This is a genomic window from Mesotoga sp. B105.6.4 (assembly GCF_002896535.1).
GTDB lineage: Bacteria > Thermotogota > Thermotogae > Petrotogales > Kosmotogaceae > Mesotoga.
On record NZ_JWIM01000031.1, the window covers coordinates 157,222 to 171,911 of the forward strand.

Below are 14,690 nucleotides of genomic sequence, written 5' to 3' on the forward strand. Positions count from 1 at the left end.
ATAAGATCAGACAGGCAAAATGAGATGCCAAAAGGGGTGGATTTTTTGAAGTGGTTTGCCATTCTTACGGTTCTGATTATTTCTTCTATTTCGTTGCTAGGTTTGTCCGTGACTTTCGAAAAGTCATGGGGGTCTCAAGGAAACAAGGACGGACAGTTCAGTGACCCTCAGGGGCTTGCCTCAGACGGGAAAGATTTCATTTACGTAGCCGACACACTTAATCATAGAATTCAGGTTTTCGACAGCACCGGAAAACACCAAATGTCCTTCGGAAGGTTTGGCAGCGAGCGAGGTGAATTCCTTTTCCCGCATGATGTTGTTGTAGATTCTAAAGGCAGTATATACGTCGCTGATTCCCAGAATGGCAGAGTTCAGAAGTTCGATAACGAGAACAAGTTTGTGAAGTCATGGGGAAGTAAAGGTGCAGAACCCGGTCAGTTTGACGGACCTATGTATATTGCAATCGATGGCGCAGACACAATATATGTAGGCGATGCTTTCAATCAAAGAGTTCAGGTTTTCGATGGGGAAGGAACTCTTCTGCTGACAGTAGGCGCAAAGGTAAACATGTTCGAGGCAATGAACCCCGGCAATCTCGCCTCAATATCGGGGTTGAGTGTTGACAGCAATGGAAACATCTACGTATCGGACGACATAATGAGAAGAATCCAGAAGTTTGATTCCCAAGGGAACTACATTTCAAACTGGGCCTCAACCTATGAAGGCAACTGGGGCCAGCCTGGAGAGTCTGTGGTAGATCGTTTTGGAAATCTGTTCTTTATAAACAAAATGACAAGTATGATACTAGTTCTTGATCCGGACGGAAACTTCCTCTTTGAGTGGGGAGGTGTAGGAACTACAAGTGGTTTATTTACGAAGCCTTTCAATATATGTGTCGACGGTAAAGACAATGTGTTTGTACTGGAGCAATTAGGAAATAGGATTCAAAGATTCAAGATCAATTACTAATCAAGGTATAGGACAAAGGAGGTTGGTTTATGAAGAAGTTTTCTGTTTTGCTGATTTTGATAGTCCTTATCGCCAGCTCCGTTTTCTCCCAGCGGTTATTGTCACAAGACAGTGCGAAGTTCATCAGTATTGTAACCGACGGAACTTTCAATAATTTCCCCGATGTGCCCATAGGCGAAGCCTTTGACTCATTCTTCGAGATGTCAAGATGGAAGCATTTGAAGGAAGGAACGCAAAACATTGTTGAGTTCAGCGGCAGCTTCGCGGATGAATATAGGGGAAGTTCAACGGTTCTGATGCGATTCTCGGTTGTAGAAGAGGACTCTACCTTCACATTGAGCTATTGGGAGATCAATGGAGTTCCTCAGGATAATAGCGGCCAGTACGCTTTTTTGGAGAGGATCTTTCTTCCCGATAGGGCTGCTGTAGCAATCTCCATAGTAAGAGACGGTTTCTTCTACGAATTCCCCGACAGGGTAATAGGAGAGTCTTTCAGCAGCTTTTTCGCCGATAGTTACTGGGATTACTTCCTTACTTCCGACAATCTAGACGTTGTAGAGTTCTCGGGCTTCTTCTACAGCAACGACGAGCTTGTTGAAGCTCTCTTCCAGTTCATAGTAAACGTCGATGAACGGACCTTCGAGATCGCTTACCTCGGAGTTGACGATGTTACTCAGGACGATACGTTGATTAATACGTTGTTGAACTCAATCTTTGCATCGAAAATCACGGACGTCAAGAACTCATATTTCGACGTGTACTACAACTGGATGACGCTAGGGGAAGCCTTTGACAGTTTCTTCTACGATCCATACTGGGACTACTTTCTATCAACAGATGATCTCGATATTGTAGAGTTCTATGGAACCTTCGACCTTGGAGGGATTCCAGCAGAAGTGTACTGCCAATTCGAAGTATATGACGATGGCAGCTACGATCTCTATTACTGGGAGATAGATGGATACTATGAAAGCATAAATGCCTTCTACCTGCTTCTTGAATTGATTTACTACTGAATTTTGTAGAGAGGGCTCATCAGGGCCCTCTTCTTTTCCGCCTTCAAACTGAACAGATCTACGAAACAATCGGCATGAAATCGACAAAACTCTATTTCTAGGTTTTTGTTGAGCGGTGGAATCGTGGAACCGAAAGATAAGTGCGTCACGATTTTCAAGGGGCTTTGCTAGCGGGTAGTTTTAGGTCACCCTTCAATAAAGGAGGGATGTTATAGAAGGTTACTTGGAGGTTCTCATTCCTCACGAGATGAACAATACCGTTAGGGAAATCATAGAATGATAGTGCAGGAAAGACCAAGCGGTTACTAGGAGCTCCAAGGAGTCCCCAAGAACACAGAATGTCAGAACATTGATTCACGGGTTTCAAGCAGAACGTTGTTAACGAGTGGAGGCTTCCTGAATGGCCTTTGCCCTGAGTGATTCCGTTTCAAGCAGAACATTGTTAACGAGTGAAAATCCTTTCAAACTCTCCCTAGTGTTTATTACGAAAACTCTTCTAGCAAAGCGACAATTGGAAAATGCAATCACCTACAAAGCTTTGGAATACAGATGCTAATGCATTGAGGGAGTTCTAGCATACGTTCTGGAACTAGAGATGCTCAACTACTCTAGGGAAGAAAGGAGAGATCACTTAATTCAATTCGTATTTCCTCTTTGTTCTTGAAGGGATCCGGTCAAAGCAGTGATATCGAATCTCGATTATTCAATGAACAGCATAATTAAATCTACTTGGAACTCCACGATCTGTTTGCTGATTAGGTGATGCTATTCGCTCCGTCCAAGTGTTTGCTGCAGAATATAAGTCCAAGTTGAGAATCTAAGGAAACTCTAAGGAATGGATAGTAATATCTTGTGTACTGCTTGAATGAAGGAGGTGCATAGGGATGAAGAAAGTAGTCATAATCGTACTTATACTTTTCCTGGCGGCAACTCTAACCTATGCTGTTGGTCAGCAACTCAGAGGAAACAAGGGCGCTAGACTTGCTTCCGAAGAGTGTCCGCGTTTTGCTGAAAGAACTGAAGCCAATGTAGGAGAGTCATGTCCTAATGACGGAGAGATGCTTCAGAAACGCTTGAGAAATGGTAGTTCTGAAGCGGAGAAGTCTTTCGGCGAAGGAAGAGGATACCGCAAAGGTTTGGGAACACGCTAACAGCGAGTTGTTAGTTCTCTTAAGGAGGGCCCAGCCCTCCTTTTCTTAACTTACATAAGGACAAGAGATATGAATCAATGCAAACTGACTTTTAGGCCAGTTTTCTAATCAAATTTGGTTATTATTCTTGAATAGATTTGTAAAGCGACCGCCAGAAAGATGTAGATGGTTCAAGAAGACCATTAGATAGCCGGTCGCGATGAAAATCAAACCGACAACAAGAGTGAAGATGAAGAGATTTAGATATGAACCAATTCCGTTTGGATAGGCCGCAGCGGGTTTTAGAAACCAGTAAGGGAAAAAACCTGTTATGGCTCCTCGAATCACCGAAACAACCGCGTAGGAAAGAGGATATACCGCCCAGAGTAAGGGATAGAAAAACCTATATGATTTCCCTTCTTCAAAGATTAGCCAGAAGATTATCGCGAGAAGCGGTGTAACTTAGTGCAAAAGGTTGTTAGCGAACAGAGCCTGTCCTCTGGGCCAATAGTGGTCCGAAAGAAGGAGATGGTAAATAGTCATAGTCACTGTTATCCACAACACCGAACCACCCGTGATAATGCTCAGTAATCCTGCTGTTATTTGTGATTTTGCTGTCCTTATGGAGAATACTGCATTCAAGAGGGCGACTATTGCGACTATCAGATTCGTCTGCAAAGCGTAGTAGCTCAATTGCATCAGTGCTCCCGAAAGATTCCTGGACAATAACAGTTGAAAGGCTATTCCAGAAAGAGAGATACAGAACAACGATAATTGAGAAATCAGATTCACTTTCCTTTTCACTTTGAGCTCCTAGTATCGAAGAATTCGGTTCGCTCGTAATTCAGCTCTCGGAAGAGTTTTGAGCTCCAATGATTCACAGCCAACATACTGAATTATAGAGTCTGCAAGTCTTAAAGTCCGTATTACTAGATTTCGGAAGGACTGAATCCAGGAGTATTGATTTCCTCGAGTGTCGACTCTCTCCAAGTACCTTTCTTTTTATAACAAGGAAGTATAATAACATTGGTGTTACCTAATTTCAAAGGAGGGAGGCCATTTGTGAGACTATTTGATCTCGAGCTGAAGCAGCTTTGTGAAGAAGATGACGCTTCGGAACTAGCCCGATCCGTTAATACAACTCCGGAGAAGGTCAGAGAACGCACTTAACCTGTGTCCCTACGCTCCTAAAGGGGCTTTTGCTCTACTCCTCGACTGAGCCAGGTTTTGAATCTCTCAGCAAGGGGTTAAAGAAGCATCGGGAAGATACTCCAGAGAATGTCCGTATATCCATCTCAGCCGTTCACAAGACCAAAGAGTCTGAGATGCGTTAGCTGGACTATGTGGAAAATGAAATGAAGAAGAATCTTGGGAGCCGACAAAACTATAGCCCAATCGTGTTTCAGGCATTCTTAGGCAACTGGCATAGTTGCTTCTGGTGGTCCTTGACAAGGAGAAAAAAGATGAAAATATTGATTCCGCGCCAACAAGTGATTGCTTTGTAAATAGGGCAGCAGCGGAGATGTTTAGAGGATGTCATCCGATTTGCTTGACAAGAGCAAAGAGGGGCAAGTTGTTGATTGCGAGAGTTCCTCCGTTGGGGACTTGCTCAAGAAATGGCCAAGTGAATCATGTGGTTGTGGCAGAGCAGTTGCGGGATAGTTTGAAATCAAAACCACTATATAGAAGGGAGGAAGATCAATGGCGAAACTCACTATTGTAGAAGGGATCGGACCCGTGTTTGAAAAGAAGCTCAAGGATGCGGGTGTAAATTCAATCGAAGCGCTTCTGAAGACCTGCGAAACAAAGAAGGCACGAGCCGAACTTGCTAAGAAAACCGATATTCTTGAAGAGACCATCCTTACCTGGGTGAATCACGCAGATTTGATGAGAATCAAGGGAATCGGGGGAGAATACTCTGAACTACTTGAAGCAGCTGGAGTCGACACAGTGCCAGAACTCTCTAAGAGAAACGGTGATAACCTTTATGAAAAGGTAGTGGAAGTAAATGCAGCAAAGAGACTCGTGCGCAAATTACCATCCAAGAAACAGATTCTGAATTGGATTGAGCAGGCCAAGAAGCTTCCTAGAGCGATTCAATACTGAGCTCCTCAGATAAGCTCAGCAGCTCGAGACTGATGAAAAGTGGCCGGGTGAATTCCGGCCCTTTCTTTTGGTTGTACTGTAGCGAGAGACTTGGGGAGAGTTGTTGGATTTGCTGCTATGGTATAATTCACAATTATTCGGTGCAGAAAGTCTCATGCTATGTTCAGGGAGGGATCTCTTTGAAGAAAGATGTCACCATGAGGAGCTATGTCCCAGAGAGTGACTACATGAGAATAAGAAACCTGATAATAGAGACTTTCCCACTCTGTGGAGGACCTTTCAACTGGACCATTGACAGGTGGAATATCTGTAGATTTCACATCATACCTCTCCATAAGTACTATTCAACAAGTTATTTCGGCGTTCCGACGAGACCACATGTGGACCACAGAGACGATCTTCCTCTATGGCAAAACGGAATTGGAATCTGGGAAACCGGCGATGGAGAAGTAGTTGCTGTAGCACATTCCGAAAACGAAGAGCCCGGAGAAGCCTGGACACAAATCCATCCGAATTACGGGTTTCTTTGTCCTGAGATTATCGATTACATTGAAGAGAACCTTGCAGACTGGGCAAATGGATATGGGTTCGTGAAACTCTATGTCAAAGATCTTGACGATCTTGAATCGGTGGTGGAGGAGAAAGGCTACATCAGACTGGAGACACCTATTCCCTACATTGTCTATGAGATTCACGATGATGCAGAGACTCCTTCCTTTCCGGTAGGATACAAAGTACTCAGTATTGCTGAAGAAGACGATCCGATCAAGAGATCAAGAGCAAAGGCGATGGCCTTTCATGGTTTTTGTCCACCTTCACATTGGCCTCCAGCAGACGCTTTCAGAGAGATTCAGAAAGCTCCTGATTACGGTAGAGAGCTAGACCTTTTTGTTGTAAGTCCCAATGGCGAGCATGTTTCCTTTTGTACGATTTGGCTCGATCTGGAAAACCGATATGGAAACTTTGAACCGGTCGGCACACACGTTGACTACAGAAATCTCGGTTTTGCAACTCAACTACTTTTGGAAGGCATTAGAAGAATGAAATCATTTGACATTGAAAGATCATTCATGAATTCTACTGTTGAGTTCTACAGGAAATTTGGATTCAAGGATACTTCTAGATATTGCAGACCTTGGGTGAAGTATTTCATCACCCAGAGCAATTGAGGTCAGTTCATTGAGGGCCTTCTCAAAACCAGGAAACTCGAATTCCTGTTGATGCAGGGGGGAACAATGCAGAAGAGTATTGAAAACACAAAGTGGTATAAGCTTTCGGTAGAGGAAACTCTCCAGAATCTGGATAGCTCGAAGGAGGGAATCTCATCAGAAGAAGTCAAAGAGAGGTTAAACAGATTCGGTCCAAATGAACTCCCAAAGAAAAAACCCGTCACTATCCTCCAGATAATTCTCTCGCAGTTCAAGGACCCTTTGATCTACATACTCCTGATTGCCGGATTAATTTCCGTGATAATTGGTGAACCCGATGATGCAATCTTTATCCTTGCCGTGGTTGTCCTGAACGCAATTATCGGAACAACTCAAGAATTCAAAGCCGAGAAGAGCGCCGAGGCTCTACTGAAAATCATGAAAGTGGAATCAAGAGTAATACGCAACGGGGAGACCAGAACGGTAAACTCAAAAGAACTGGTGCCTGGAGACATTGTTCTTGCCGAGTCGGGTGATAGGTTATCCGCTGATATCAGGTTAATAGAAACCAACAATCTTTCTGTCGACGAGTCGTTTCTAACAGGCGAATCTACTACCGTTGAGAAGAACACGGATCAACTCGACGAAGATCTTGAGATAGGCGATCGAAAGAACCTGGCATTTGCCGGTTCAACAGTAATAACGGGTAGAGCAAAGGGAGTCGTAGTCGCAACAGGCAACAGCACCGAAATTGGAAAGATTGCAGAAGTCGTAACTGGATCCGAGCAAGGGAAGGCTCCTCTCGTGATTAGGATGGAGGAATTCACGCGCAAGATTGCATATATTGTGCTGATAGCAGCGGCCGGATTCGCTCTGCTCAGACTCTTGCAAGGATACCCTCTTTCCGACGTCTTCTTTCTCGCCGTGGCGCTCTCTGTTTCCGCCATCCCCGAGGGGCTTCCCGTTGCTCTAACTGTTGCGCTTTCAGTCGCAACGAGCAGGATGGCAAAAAGGAACGTTATTGTCAGAAAGCTCGAAGCAGTTGAGAGTCTCGGAAGTTGCACCGTCATCGCCAGTGACAAAACCGGAACACTTACAGTTAACCAGCAGACTGCAAGAATTGTAAGACTAGCTTCTGGAAAGGACTATGAAATAAGTGGTGAAGGATATAACGACAAAGGAGAGTTTCAAGGAATCGAACATGAGATTCCCGAAGCTCTGAAAGAACTAATAAAGATTTCCGTTATAGCCAATGAAGGTGTTCTCGAAAAGGAGAACGACCATTGGCATCAAAGTGGTGACGCAATGGACGTTGCTCTTCTCTCAATGACCTACAAATCGGGTCTTTCACCGAAGTCGCTTCGTGAAGAGACTCGGGTATTGAGAGAAGTTCCATACGAATCGGAGAAGAGATACTCTGCAGCCATTTATGAATACCAGGGAAAAAAGATATGTGCTATGAAGGGAGCGGTCGAGACGATCCTTTCGAGATGCAAAACTGTGTTGAATGATGACGGTAGCACCAATGAGCTCGACAGCAAGGAAATTGAGGCTAAAGCGCTTTCGTTGGCTGAAGGCGGCTACAGAGTGCTGGCCTTCGCTTCAGGTGAAGTAGACCGTGATGATATTGAGATTGATGAGATTAACGACCTTGTGTTCATCGGACTAGTCGGATTCATAGATCCGCTGAGGCCGGAAGTCAAAGGTGCGGTCAGAGAAAGCCAGGATGCTGGAGTCAAAGTCATTATGATAACTGGAGATCACCCGTCTACGGCCAAAGCAATTGCAGAAGAACTCGAAATCATAGGAAAGAACGACAAAGTAGTTACGGGCAAAGACCTCGAGAGCGCCGGCGACCACGAAAGCAAAGAATTTGCCAACCTATGCCTTTCTTCCAATGTCTTTGCAAGAGTGTCTCCAGTCCAGAAGCTTCATATCGTTGAAGCACTGAAGAGAGAAGGCCACTTCGTAGCAGTTACGGGTGATGGTGTGAATGACGCTCCTGCACTGCAAAGGGCAAACATTGGTGTAGCAATGGGTTCGGGTACAGATGTTGCCAAAGATACCGGTTCGATAATCATCACAGATGATAATTTTGCTTCGATAGTATCGGGAATAGAGGAGGGTAGGTTCGCGTTTGCAAACGTTCGCAAAGTGATCTACTTATTGATATCGACTGGCGCCGCTGAACTTCTGCTATTTGTTCTCGCGGTGATCTTCAATGTTCCTCTCCCTTTAGTTGCGGTTCAGATTCTCTGGCTAAACCTTGTCACGAATGGAATACAAGACGTTGCCCTTGCCTTCGAGAAAGGCGAACCCGGGGTGATGAAGAATCCCCCAAGAAGAACAGACCAGGGGATCTTCGACAGATTGATGATTGGAGAGACACTCTTGTCAGGGTTCTCAATGGGGCTTGTTGCCTTTGTTGCCTGGATGGTGTTTCTGGGTTCCGGAATGGAAGAGGACTCCGCAAGAAATCTACTTCTTCTTCTGTTTGTCCTTATGCAAAACGTTCATGTTTTCAATTGCAGATCAGAAACAGAGTCGGCCTTTAGGGTACCCCTTAGGAGAAACTACATTCTGGTTTTTGGAGTTATTGCAGCACACGGCCTTCACCTGATTGCAATGAACACTTCCTTATTCCAGAACTTGCTCGGTGTTTCTCCTGTTTCGATCTCCCAGTGGCTGATTTTGCTGGCATGTGCAGCGCCTCTGTTGATAGTGATGGAGCTTTTCAAGCTATTCCAAAGAAGAAGCTCTTAACTGATAACGGTCATAAAACTAATTAAGCTCCAAGATCGGAGTTCTTCATAATGAAGCCTAGAAGCAGGCTGTTCAGTACGTCTGGCTTTTCAAATATTGTCACGTGACCACAATCAGGAATAACAGCGAATTCCGATCTCTGGATCCTGTCCGCCATGATTTTCGAAAACTTCCTGGGCTTCAGAATATCTTCTTCGCCACAGACTAGAAGCGTTGGGCAGCTGATTCTTCCAAGTGAATCGCTCATGTACACGTCGCTCAAGAACGTATCATATAGAGTTATCTGGCCCTCTAAGTAGTCCTCTGATACCCTTTTCAATGCATTCGCTCGCTCTTCAAGCATCTTGATATTGCTCTTTATGAAGGAATTGCTGTAGATTGCTGGCACCATATTCCAGAAGAATTTCACAGGGTCACCTTTGCCAGCTGCTTCTTTCCAATTGCGGATAAAAAGCTTTAGAACCTCGTCGAGCTCACTCACCGAATCAATGATTGAAATTGACTTAACCATCTCAGGAAAATCAATGGCAAATCTTAGAGCTACTTCGCCTCCGTAAGAAGTACCGATTATGTGCACTTTGTCAATATCCAGTTCCTTCATTAGAAGCAAAGCCTCTTCAGCATGCTCTCTGAACGTATAAGGCCCAGCCGGTTTTTCCGAGAGAAGCTGGCCCTTGAAATCGTGAAGGAGAATCTTGTACCCGAATCTCTCAAAGACACCTGTTTGCAGCGACCAGCTGTTCGTCGAAGCCATGACTCCATTGAAAAAGGCGATCGTCTCGCTTCCTCCTTCATTGCCTCTAATCTCGTAGTAAAGTCGAGTTCCATTAATTGTCTTGTAAGCCATTTCTCCCTCCTGTCGATTTTTCGGTGTCGTATGGCGAAATTCGAACCGCGGGGGTCACCTTCGTTGCGGTTATACGATCCCTTTCCAGAACCAAACGAATTACTTCGCTGAAAAACCTCCTGAAACCATTATGACAGTGATCGATACTGGATCTCTCTTCCTCGTTGAGTTCAACGAAGTACCTTCCAGTTCGAATGTCTACAGAGAGTGAATTCGGAGGAACCCCTTCAGCTCTTAACGAATGAGACTTACTCACAAGATAAATTTTTTCCTCAATCGCATCGTCCATCGGCCAGTATCTTTCATCTTCTTTCAGAACAAGAAAGACTGCATTTCTACAATGTGCTACTGCTCGACCCCCGAGACCAGCCGCGAGCTTACTGTAGTAGATCATCTCATCGTCATTCATGACCGTGTGACCCAACCTTCTGATTTTCACTCCCGGCTGAAGTTCAGAATCTAGGCCTTCGATGTAAAGTCCGGAGTCACAAGCAAAGATGGGTTTGCCAATTAAGCGATAGTAAACCTCCGCCTTTGTTTTGGCATTTTCGAGAGGACTAATTCCGGACTCCTCAACAGTCGGAAGATGATCGAGTGAACACAGGTCTTTTATCTGGAGATCCAGTCCATCAAGCATCTTCTTCATGCTCGTCACTTTTGCCGGGTTTCATGTGCCATAGATAAGCTCCATCCTTGCACCCCTCGAACCACATTGTACTCCCTTCTTTCATGATAACATTCGATACCTTATTAAAAACTTCTTCATATGGTGCCTCTCTGAGGTTCCCCTGCTATGACCTGGAGATAAGATAAACAAGAGCTCCACTAGGGTGTCGGCCTTCCCGGAGTCACGCTTTGGGTAGATTTGTCCGAGCCGCGCCGTTTCGAATTACGAAAACTTATAAAGTGTAGGGAGTAGACTTCAACTGCCGAATACTAACCGCAATAGCGGCCATTGCTGCATCAACCTAAGCCACTTCCTGGATGAGTGATTGCGAGGGTTCAATGTGAGGCTACTGCCTGTTTCTCTGTCTACCCTTCCGATTGCTCTTAGTGCAATTTTCATGGAGCACAAAAGAGAAGACACTATTTTAGTAGACGATAGTGTAAAGGCCCTGATATCGAGAATGGAATATGTTCCGGCTTCTGCCCTTGCTTCAATGTATAAAATCCACTGACAATACATCGAAAGAACTGAGGAAGAACGATACTTCTTTTCTCAGGCATCAACGGAACTGAAATTCCTGCTTCCGGGTGAGTTAGCCTGGGATTCTGCTCAGCGGGATCGTGAAACAGATTCACTTTTCAGAACTATGGAAGGACAGATAAATGGATTTTCAGTCCATAGATCAGGCGATGATCTCTGGACAATAGAGACGGGACCCAGCGAGAAATTGATGGAAAAATACTTCGAACTAATCTTCTCACAGATGATGTTTCAAACAGTATTTCTCGAATCTCACGGGAAGCCCTCAAAGGAATTCCAGGATCATTCAGTGACGGAGCAATTACTCACACGAAGATCACAAAAATCGTCCTACCCGAAGGCGCAAAAGCCAACAACCTCTGAACAACTAGGATGATTGAACTGGCTGGTTGACTTCGGAGGCCGCTCAAAGGTGGCGGCCACACTCTCGGTGGCGAATAACACCCTGTACTAGATTGAGAGTCTCGATCCTTCCTTGTCATGATCAACCACGCTTTTCGAGCAAAGAGGCGTCTTTATCAAGATGCTCTATAACAACAGCAGGTTCAAGGCAGAGTATCGTCCTCCGGAGAAGGATTGTACGAACTATACGTAGCAGTAAGCGATCAAAACGATGCAGGCTCCGGACGTGACGCGGGTGACTCTCGTCCCGAATTTCCCGGTTGCCGGCTCCACCCAGTCTGCAGCTACCCATACCGGTACGCTTAATGAGTCAGTTATAGCGGCTCACAGAATATTAGCTATCGAATTCCGCAGAAGGAGCAGAGTGGTTGAGAATCGTCAGACAATCTGGTGGTGGAGAGCACACGTTCTCTGTCTCCAGAGGACCTCTGCTGAAAGACCGGTGAAGTGAATGAAACTCCGAGAGGAAAACCGGTTTCCGCATGATTGAAAGCAGTAATGAGTATGCTTTTGCTTCTTTCTGAAGACTTCTCGTCTCTCGGTGTGTTACTATCTAGGTATCTCACACCAGGAGCTTCAGATGGAGAACCTGCTCGTCGCAACCGGTCTAGCACTGGACGCATTTGCCGTTTCGATATGTACTGGAATCTCTCTGGAGGATGTAACCCGCAGACATGTTTTCAGGGTAGCATTTCATTTTGGACTGTTCCAGTTTGGAATGCCGATCATCGGATATTTCCTCGCAGCAAGCTTTCGAGACTATATAATGGATTTCGATCACTGGATTGCCTTCATTCTTCTTGGAATTATCGGCGGAAAGATGCTGCTCGAATCTCTTGACAGGAAAGAAGAAGTCTCATGCAAGGATCGAACCAGAGGCCTTACGCTCATCTTACTTTCGATAGCTACCTCTATAGATGCACTGGCTGTAGGGAGTGCATACGCATTCCTTGGAAGACCAATCATCCTCACTGCTATGATGACGGGATTGATAACTGCAACGCTCTCCGCTCTAGGTGTAACGGGCGGACAGAGACTGGGTCAGAAATTTGGCAAGTTCATGGAAGCAACCGGAGGAATTGTGCTAATCTCGATTGGACTAAAGATCCTCTTCAAACATCTCTACTAGGTCTATTGGACAAATCTTTCGATGATTCCGGCTAATTGTTTCCCGCTTTCTATAAGATTCGATTTGACCTCCTTCAAATCCTGTTTAATCTGCAATCCTTTGAAGTTTTTCGTCCCGACTACTTTCACGCCGGCCTTTTCGGCTTTTGCGGAGAATCTCTTTAGAGCTTTCTCATTTGTCTCACCGGCTCCTACACCTACTAGAAACACACTCTTGCCTTTCAGATTGGCATTGTTCACGAAAGTATTCATCTGAGGCGAAGGATGCCAGGCGTAAATTGGAGTCAACAGCACCAGGAATTCGAAACTGCCGATATCTGGAAGCGGTTCCTTCAACGGACTTCCGAGGCCAAGCAGCGCATAGAGACCGGACATCGATTTCAAGGGCTTTTTGTCTTCAAGTTTGAAGAGTTCTGCACCAATAGAATCGGAAAAGCTTTCCGCAATTTCCTTTGTCGAACCAGATCTGCTGTAATAAACTGCACATAGTTTCATACCATCATCGCCTTTTTTCCAAAATTGATCTTCCACTGGAAATCACTTCGACTATCTGGAAATCCCGATCAATGAATAAGATGTTTGCAGAGCCTCCCCTCTTGAGCAGCCCAATTCCGTTTCTCTGCAGATGATAGAACGCAGCCGGGTTTGCCGTAAAAGGCTTCAGAGCTTCATGTATCGGAAGACCTCTGTCTTTGACCAATCTTGTGAAGGTTTTAAGAAGAGTATCGACCGGTGCCGGCTTTATCCCGACCAGGTTCTTTTCATCATCGAATCTGGGAAGAGAACCGAGGCCGTCAGAAGAGACACAGATCCTGTCGAATCTGATCTTCTTGCTGTAGATGTCTTTCAGAACCAGGTGTGTGCTTTGTTCATCCGCAGTGAAGTCAATATATCCGCCCTTGTTGCTCACCCAGTCGATGCCCTGACTTAGGAGTTCCTCCGATCGACAGATGTGTGTAGGGATAATCTGTCGTGGATTGAGAGTACCGTCGGCAACTGCTTCATAAAGAGGTTTAAGCTTCTCCTGTCCATCTCCAAGATGCAGCACGGTCACTCCAGCCTTGCCGGAAAGCATTCCGGCCACACGCGCGTCCATAGCAAATCTCTGAAGCTCTGTGGAACTAAGGTTACTGCTTCTATGATCCGAGACGGCCACCTCGCCCACGCCGATTATCTCGGGAATGAATACAATATCCCTCATGATATCCCCCGTAAGCGTCTTCAAAGGGTATCTGTAAGAGCCTGTCAGCATGTAAGAATCTATCCCCGAGTTTCGGAAGTCCCTAACCTTTGCAAGCAACGAAACGTGATCTCTGGTAACACCATCGGTGCCCAACATCCCAACAACTGTCGTGGTACCGACTTCGGCGAATTGCTGTGAAGAACCTTCAGCAGTTCTTGATGAAAAGCCTCCTTCTCCGCCTCCCCCGATTAGATGCACGTGCCCGTCAACAAATCCAGGAATAGCGTACGCCTCACCTAGGTCGAATACATCTCCGCTGAGCGACCGAACGGCCGATTCATCAATCCCTTCATCGATTTCGACAATCCTCTCTCCAGAAATCAGAATGTCTTTCCTTCCGAGAGGTTCTGGAGCAAATACTTCAACGTTCTTAAACAGAGTTAACATCTATCCCTCCCCTTCCCATCCAAAGGCCATAACGGCTTCAAAGGCTAGATCGCGCATTTCGTAATAGTCCTGGAAGGATCTCACCGCCAATATGTCCGGCATAAAAGCTTCCGATGTATCGGATGTAGTCTTCCAATAAGTGGTTGAACAACTTACGGAAATTCCCGAGTTAGGCAGCTGAAATTTCTCTACTTCACCATAGTGCCTCGGACTGCCACCGGTCGGTTCACCCACAAAGATCGCGTTTGTGCGTTTTCTCATGGAAATGGCATTGAGAACTGCCGAAGAGAAGGTTCCGCGATCGACTAGAACAAAGAGCTTTCCAGTTCTGTTCAATCTCCAAT

Annotated in this window: 13 protein-coding genes and 1 pseudogene; 7 read left to right on the forward strand and 7 right to left on the reverse strand. The window is 45.4% G+C overall.

The features are described 5' to 3' along the window. Positions 1 to 36: 36 nt before the first annotated feature. The 3 genes from RJ60_RS07670 (at position 37) to RJ60_RS07680 (ending at position 3,136) form a co-directional block, all read left to right on the forward strand. On the forward strand, positions 37 to 969 hold the full coding sequence (locus RJ60_RS07670) for a 6-bladed beta-propeller (protein WP_243392209.1): 933 nt from the start codon (positions 37 to 39) through the stop codon (positions 967 to 969). A gap of 29 nt (positions 970 to 998) precedes the next feature. Next, on the forward strand, positions 999 to 1,985 hold the full coding sequence (locus RJ60_RS07675) for a hypothetical protein (RefSeq protein WP_099828705.1): 987 nt from the start codon (positions 999 to 1,001) through the stop codon (positions 1,983 to 1,985). A gap of 884 nt (positions 1,986 to 2,869) precedes the next feature. After that, entirely contained in the window at positions 2,870 to 3,136 is a 267-nt protein-coding gene (locus RJ60_RS07680; RefSeq protein ID WP_099828706.1) for a hypothetical protein, read from the forward strand. A 108-nt stretch (positions 3,137 to 3,244) separates the two neighbouring features. Here RJ60_RS07680 and RJ60_RS07685 read toward each other — a convergent pair. Both RJ60_RS07685 and RJ60_RS15435 read right to left on the reverse strand, forming a co-directional pair. After that, a pseudogene (locus tag RJ60_RS07685) lies at positions 3,245 to 3,565 on the reverse strand (Pr6Pr family membrane protein); the annotation flags it as partial. 12 nt (positions 3,566 to 3,577) lie between these two features. After that, entirely contained in the window at positions 3,578 to 3,919 is a 342-nt protein-coding gene (locus tag RJ60_RS15435) for a hypothetical protein (RefSeq protein WP_133117305.1), read from the reverse strand. Between the two features lie 897 nt (positions 3,920 to 4,816). Here RJ60_RS15435 and RJ60_RS07690 point away from each other — a divergent pair. The 3 genes from RJ60_RS07690 (at position 4,817) to RJ60_RS07700 (ending at position 9,132) form a co-directional block, all read left to right on the forward strand. After that, positions 4,817 to 5,221, forward strand: coding sequence for a DUF4332 domain-containing protein (locus tag RJ60_RS07690; protein WP_099828708.1), 405 nt, complete (start codon positions 4,817 to 4,819; stop codon positions 5,219 to 5,221). 179 nt (positions 5,222 to 5,400) lie between these two features. Then, complete coding sequence (locus tag RJ60_RS07695) at positions 5,401 to 6,390, forward strand: GNAT family N-acetyltransferase (protein ID WP_165775320.1); 990 nt, start codon at positions 5,401 to 5,403, stop codon at positions 6,388 to 6,390. Between the two features lie 66 nt (positions 6,391 to 6,456). Continuing rightward, positions 6,457 to 9,132: an HAD-IC family P-type ATPase gene (locus tag RJ60_RS07700; RefSeq protein ID WP_102818936.1), complete on the forward strand. Its 2,676-nt coding sequence runs from the start codon at positions 6,457 to 6,459 to the stop codon at positions 9,130 to 9,132. Between the two features lie 22 nt (positions 9,133 to 9,154). Here RJ60_RS07700 and RJ60_RS07705 read toward each other — a convergent pair whose 3' ends face one another. After that, positions 9,155 to 9,979 (reverse strand): alpha/beta fold hydrolase, encoded by an 825-nt coding sequence (locus tag RJ60_RS07705; RefSeq protein ID WP_102818935.1) that lies wholly within the window; start codon positions 9,977 to 9,979, stop codon positions 9,155 to 9,157. After that, on the reverse strand, positions 9,960 to 10,634 hold the full coding sequence (locus RJ60_RS07710) for a non-canonical purine NTP pyrophosphatase (RefSeq protein WP_258001825.1): 675 nt from the start codon (positions 10,632 to 10,634) through the stop codon (positions 9,960 to 9,962). The genes RJ60_RS07705 and RJ60_RS07710 overlap by 20 nt, the downstream gene beginning before the upstream one ends. Positions 10,635 to 12,168: 1,534 nt before the next feature. Here RJ60_RS07710 and RJ60_RS07720 point away from each other — a divergent pair. Next, complete coding sequence (locus RJ60_RS07720) at positions 12,169 to 12,717, forward strand: manganese efflux pump MntP family protein (protein WP_102818932.1); 549 nt, start codon at positions 12,169 to 12,171, stop codon at positions 12,715 to 12,717. Positions 12,718 to 12,719: 2 nt separating this feature from the next. Here the strand turns inward: RJ60_RS07720 and RJ60_RS07725 are convergent, their stop codons facing one another. Genes RJ60_RS07725 through RJ60_RS16135 form a run of 3 tightly spaced genes read right to left on the reverse strand, consistent with a single transcriptional unit; the run spans position 12,720 to position 14,682 of the window. Continuing rightward, on the reverse strand, positions 12,720 to 13,211 hold the full coding sequence (locus RJ60_RS07725; RefSeq protein ID WP_102818954.1) for a flavodoxin family protein: 492 nt from the start codon (positions 13,209 to 13,211) through the stop codon (positions 12,720 to 12,722). Between the two features lie 4 nt (positions 13,212 to 13,215). After that, complete coding sequence (gene iadA / locus RJ60_RS07730; RefSeq protein ID WP_102818931.1) at positions 13,216 to 14,346, reverse strand: beta-aspartyl-peptidase; 1,131 nt, start codon at positions 14,344 to 14,346, stop codon at positions 13,216 to 13,218. Continuing rightward, positions 14,347 to 14,682 carry a S41 family peptidase gene (locus RJ60_RS16135; RefSeq protein WP_258006222.1) on the reverse strand — a complete coding sequence of 112 codons (336 nt, stop codon included), beginning with the start codon at positions 14,680 to 14,682 and terminating at the stop codon, positions 14,347 to 14,349. Positions 14,683 to 14,690 lie beyond the last annotated feature (8 nt).

Bases quoted from the DNA above. Each gene is read 5' to 3' on its own strand.
- RJ60_RS07675 (WP_099828705.1), top strand. From the start codon at position 999: ATGAAGAAGTTTTCTGTTTTGCTGATTTTGATAGTCCTTATCGCCAGC.
- iadA (WP_102818931.1), bottom strand. From the start codon at position 14,346: ATGTTAACTCTGTTTAAGAACGTTGAAGTATTTGCTCCAGAACCTCTC.
- RJ60_RS07725 (WP_102818954.1), bottom strand. From the start codon at position 13,211: ATGAAACTATGTGCAGTTTATTACAGCAGATCTGGTTCGACAAAGGAA.
- RJ60_RS07720 (WP_102818932.1), top strand. From the start codon at position 12,169: ATGGAGAACCTGCTCGTCGCAACCGGTCTAGCACTGGACGCATTTGCC.
- RJ60_RS07705 (WP_102818935.1), bottom strand. From the start codon at position 9,979: ATGGCTTACAAGACAATTAATGGAACTCGACTTTACTACGAGATTAGA.
- RJ60_RS07690 (WP_099828708.1), top strand. From the start codon at position 4,817: ATGGCGAAACTCACTATTGTAGAAGGGATCGGACCCGTGTTTGAAAAG.
- RJ60_RS07700 (WP_102818936.1), top strand. From the start codon at position 6,457: ATGCAGAAGAGTATTGAAAACACAAAGTGGTATAAGCTTTCGGTAGAG.
- RJ60_RS07680 (WP_099828706.1), top strand. From the start codon at position 2,870: ATGAAGAAAGTAGTCATAATCGTACTTATACTTTTCCTGGCGGCAACT.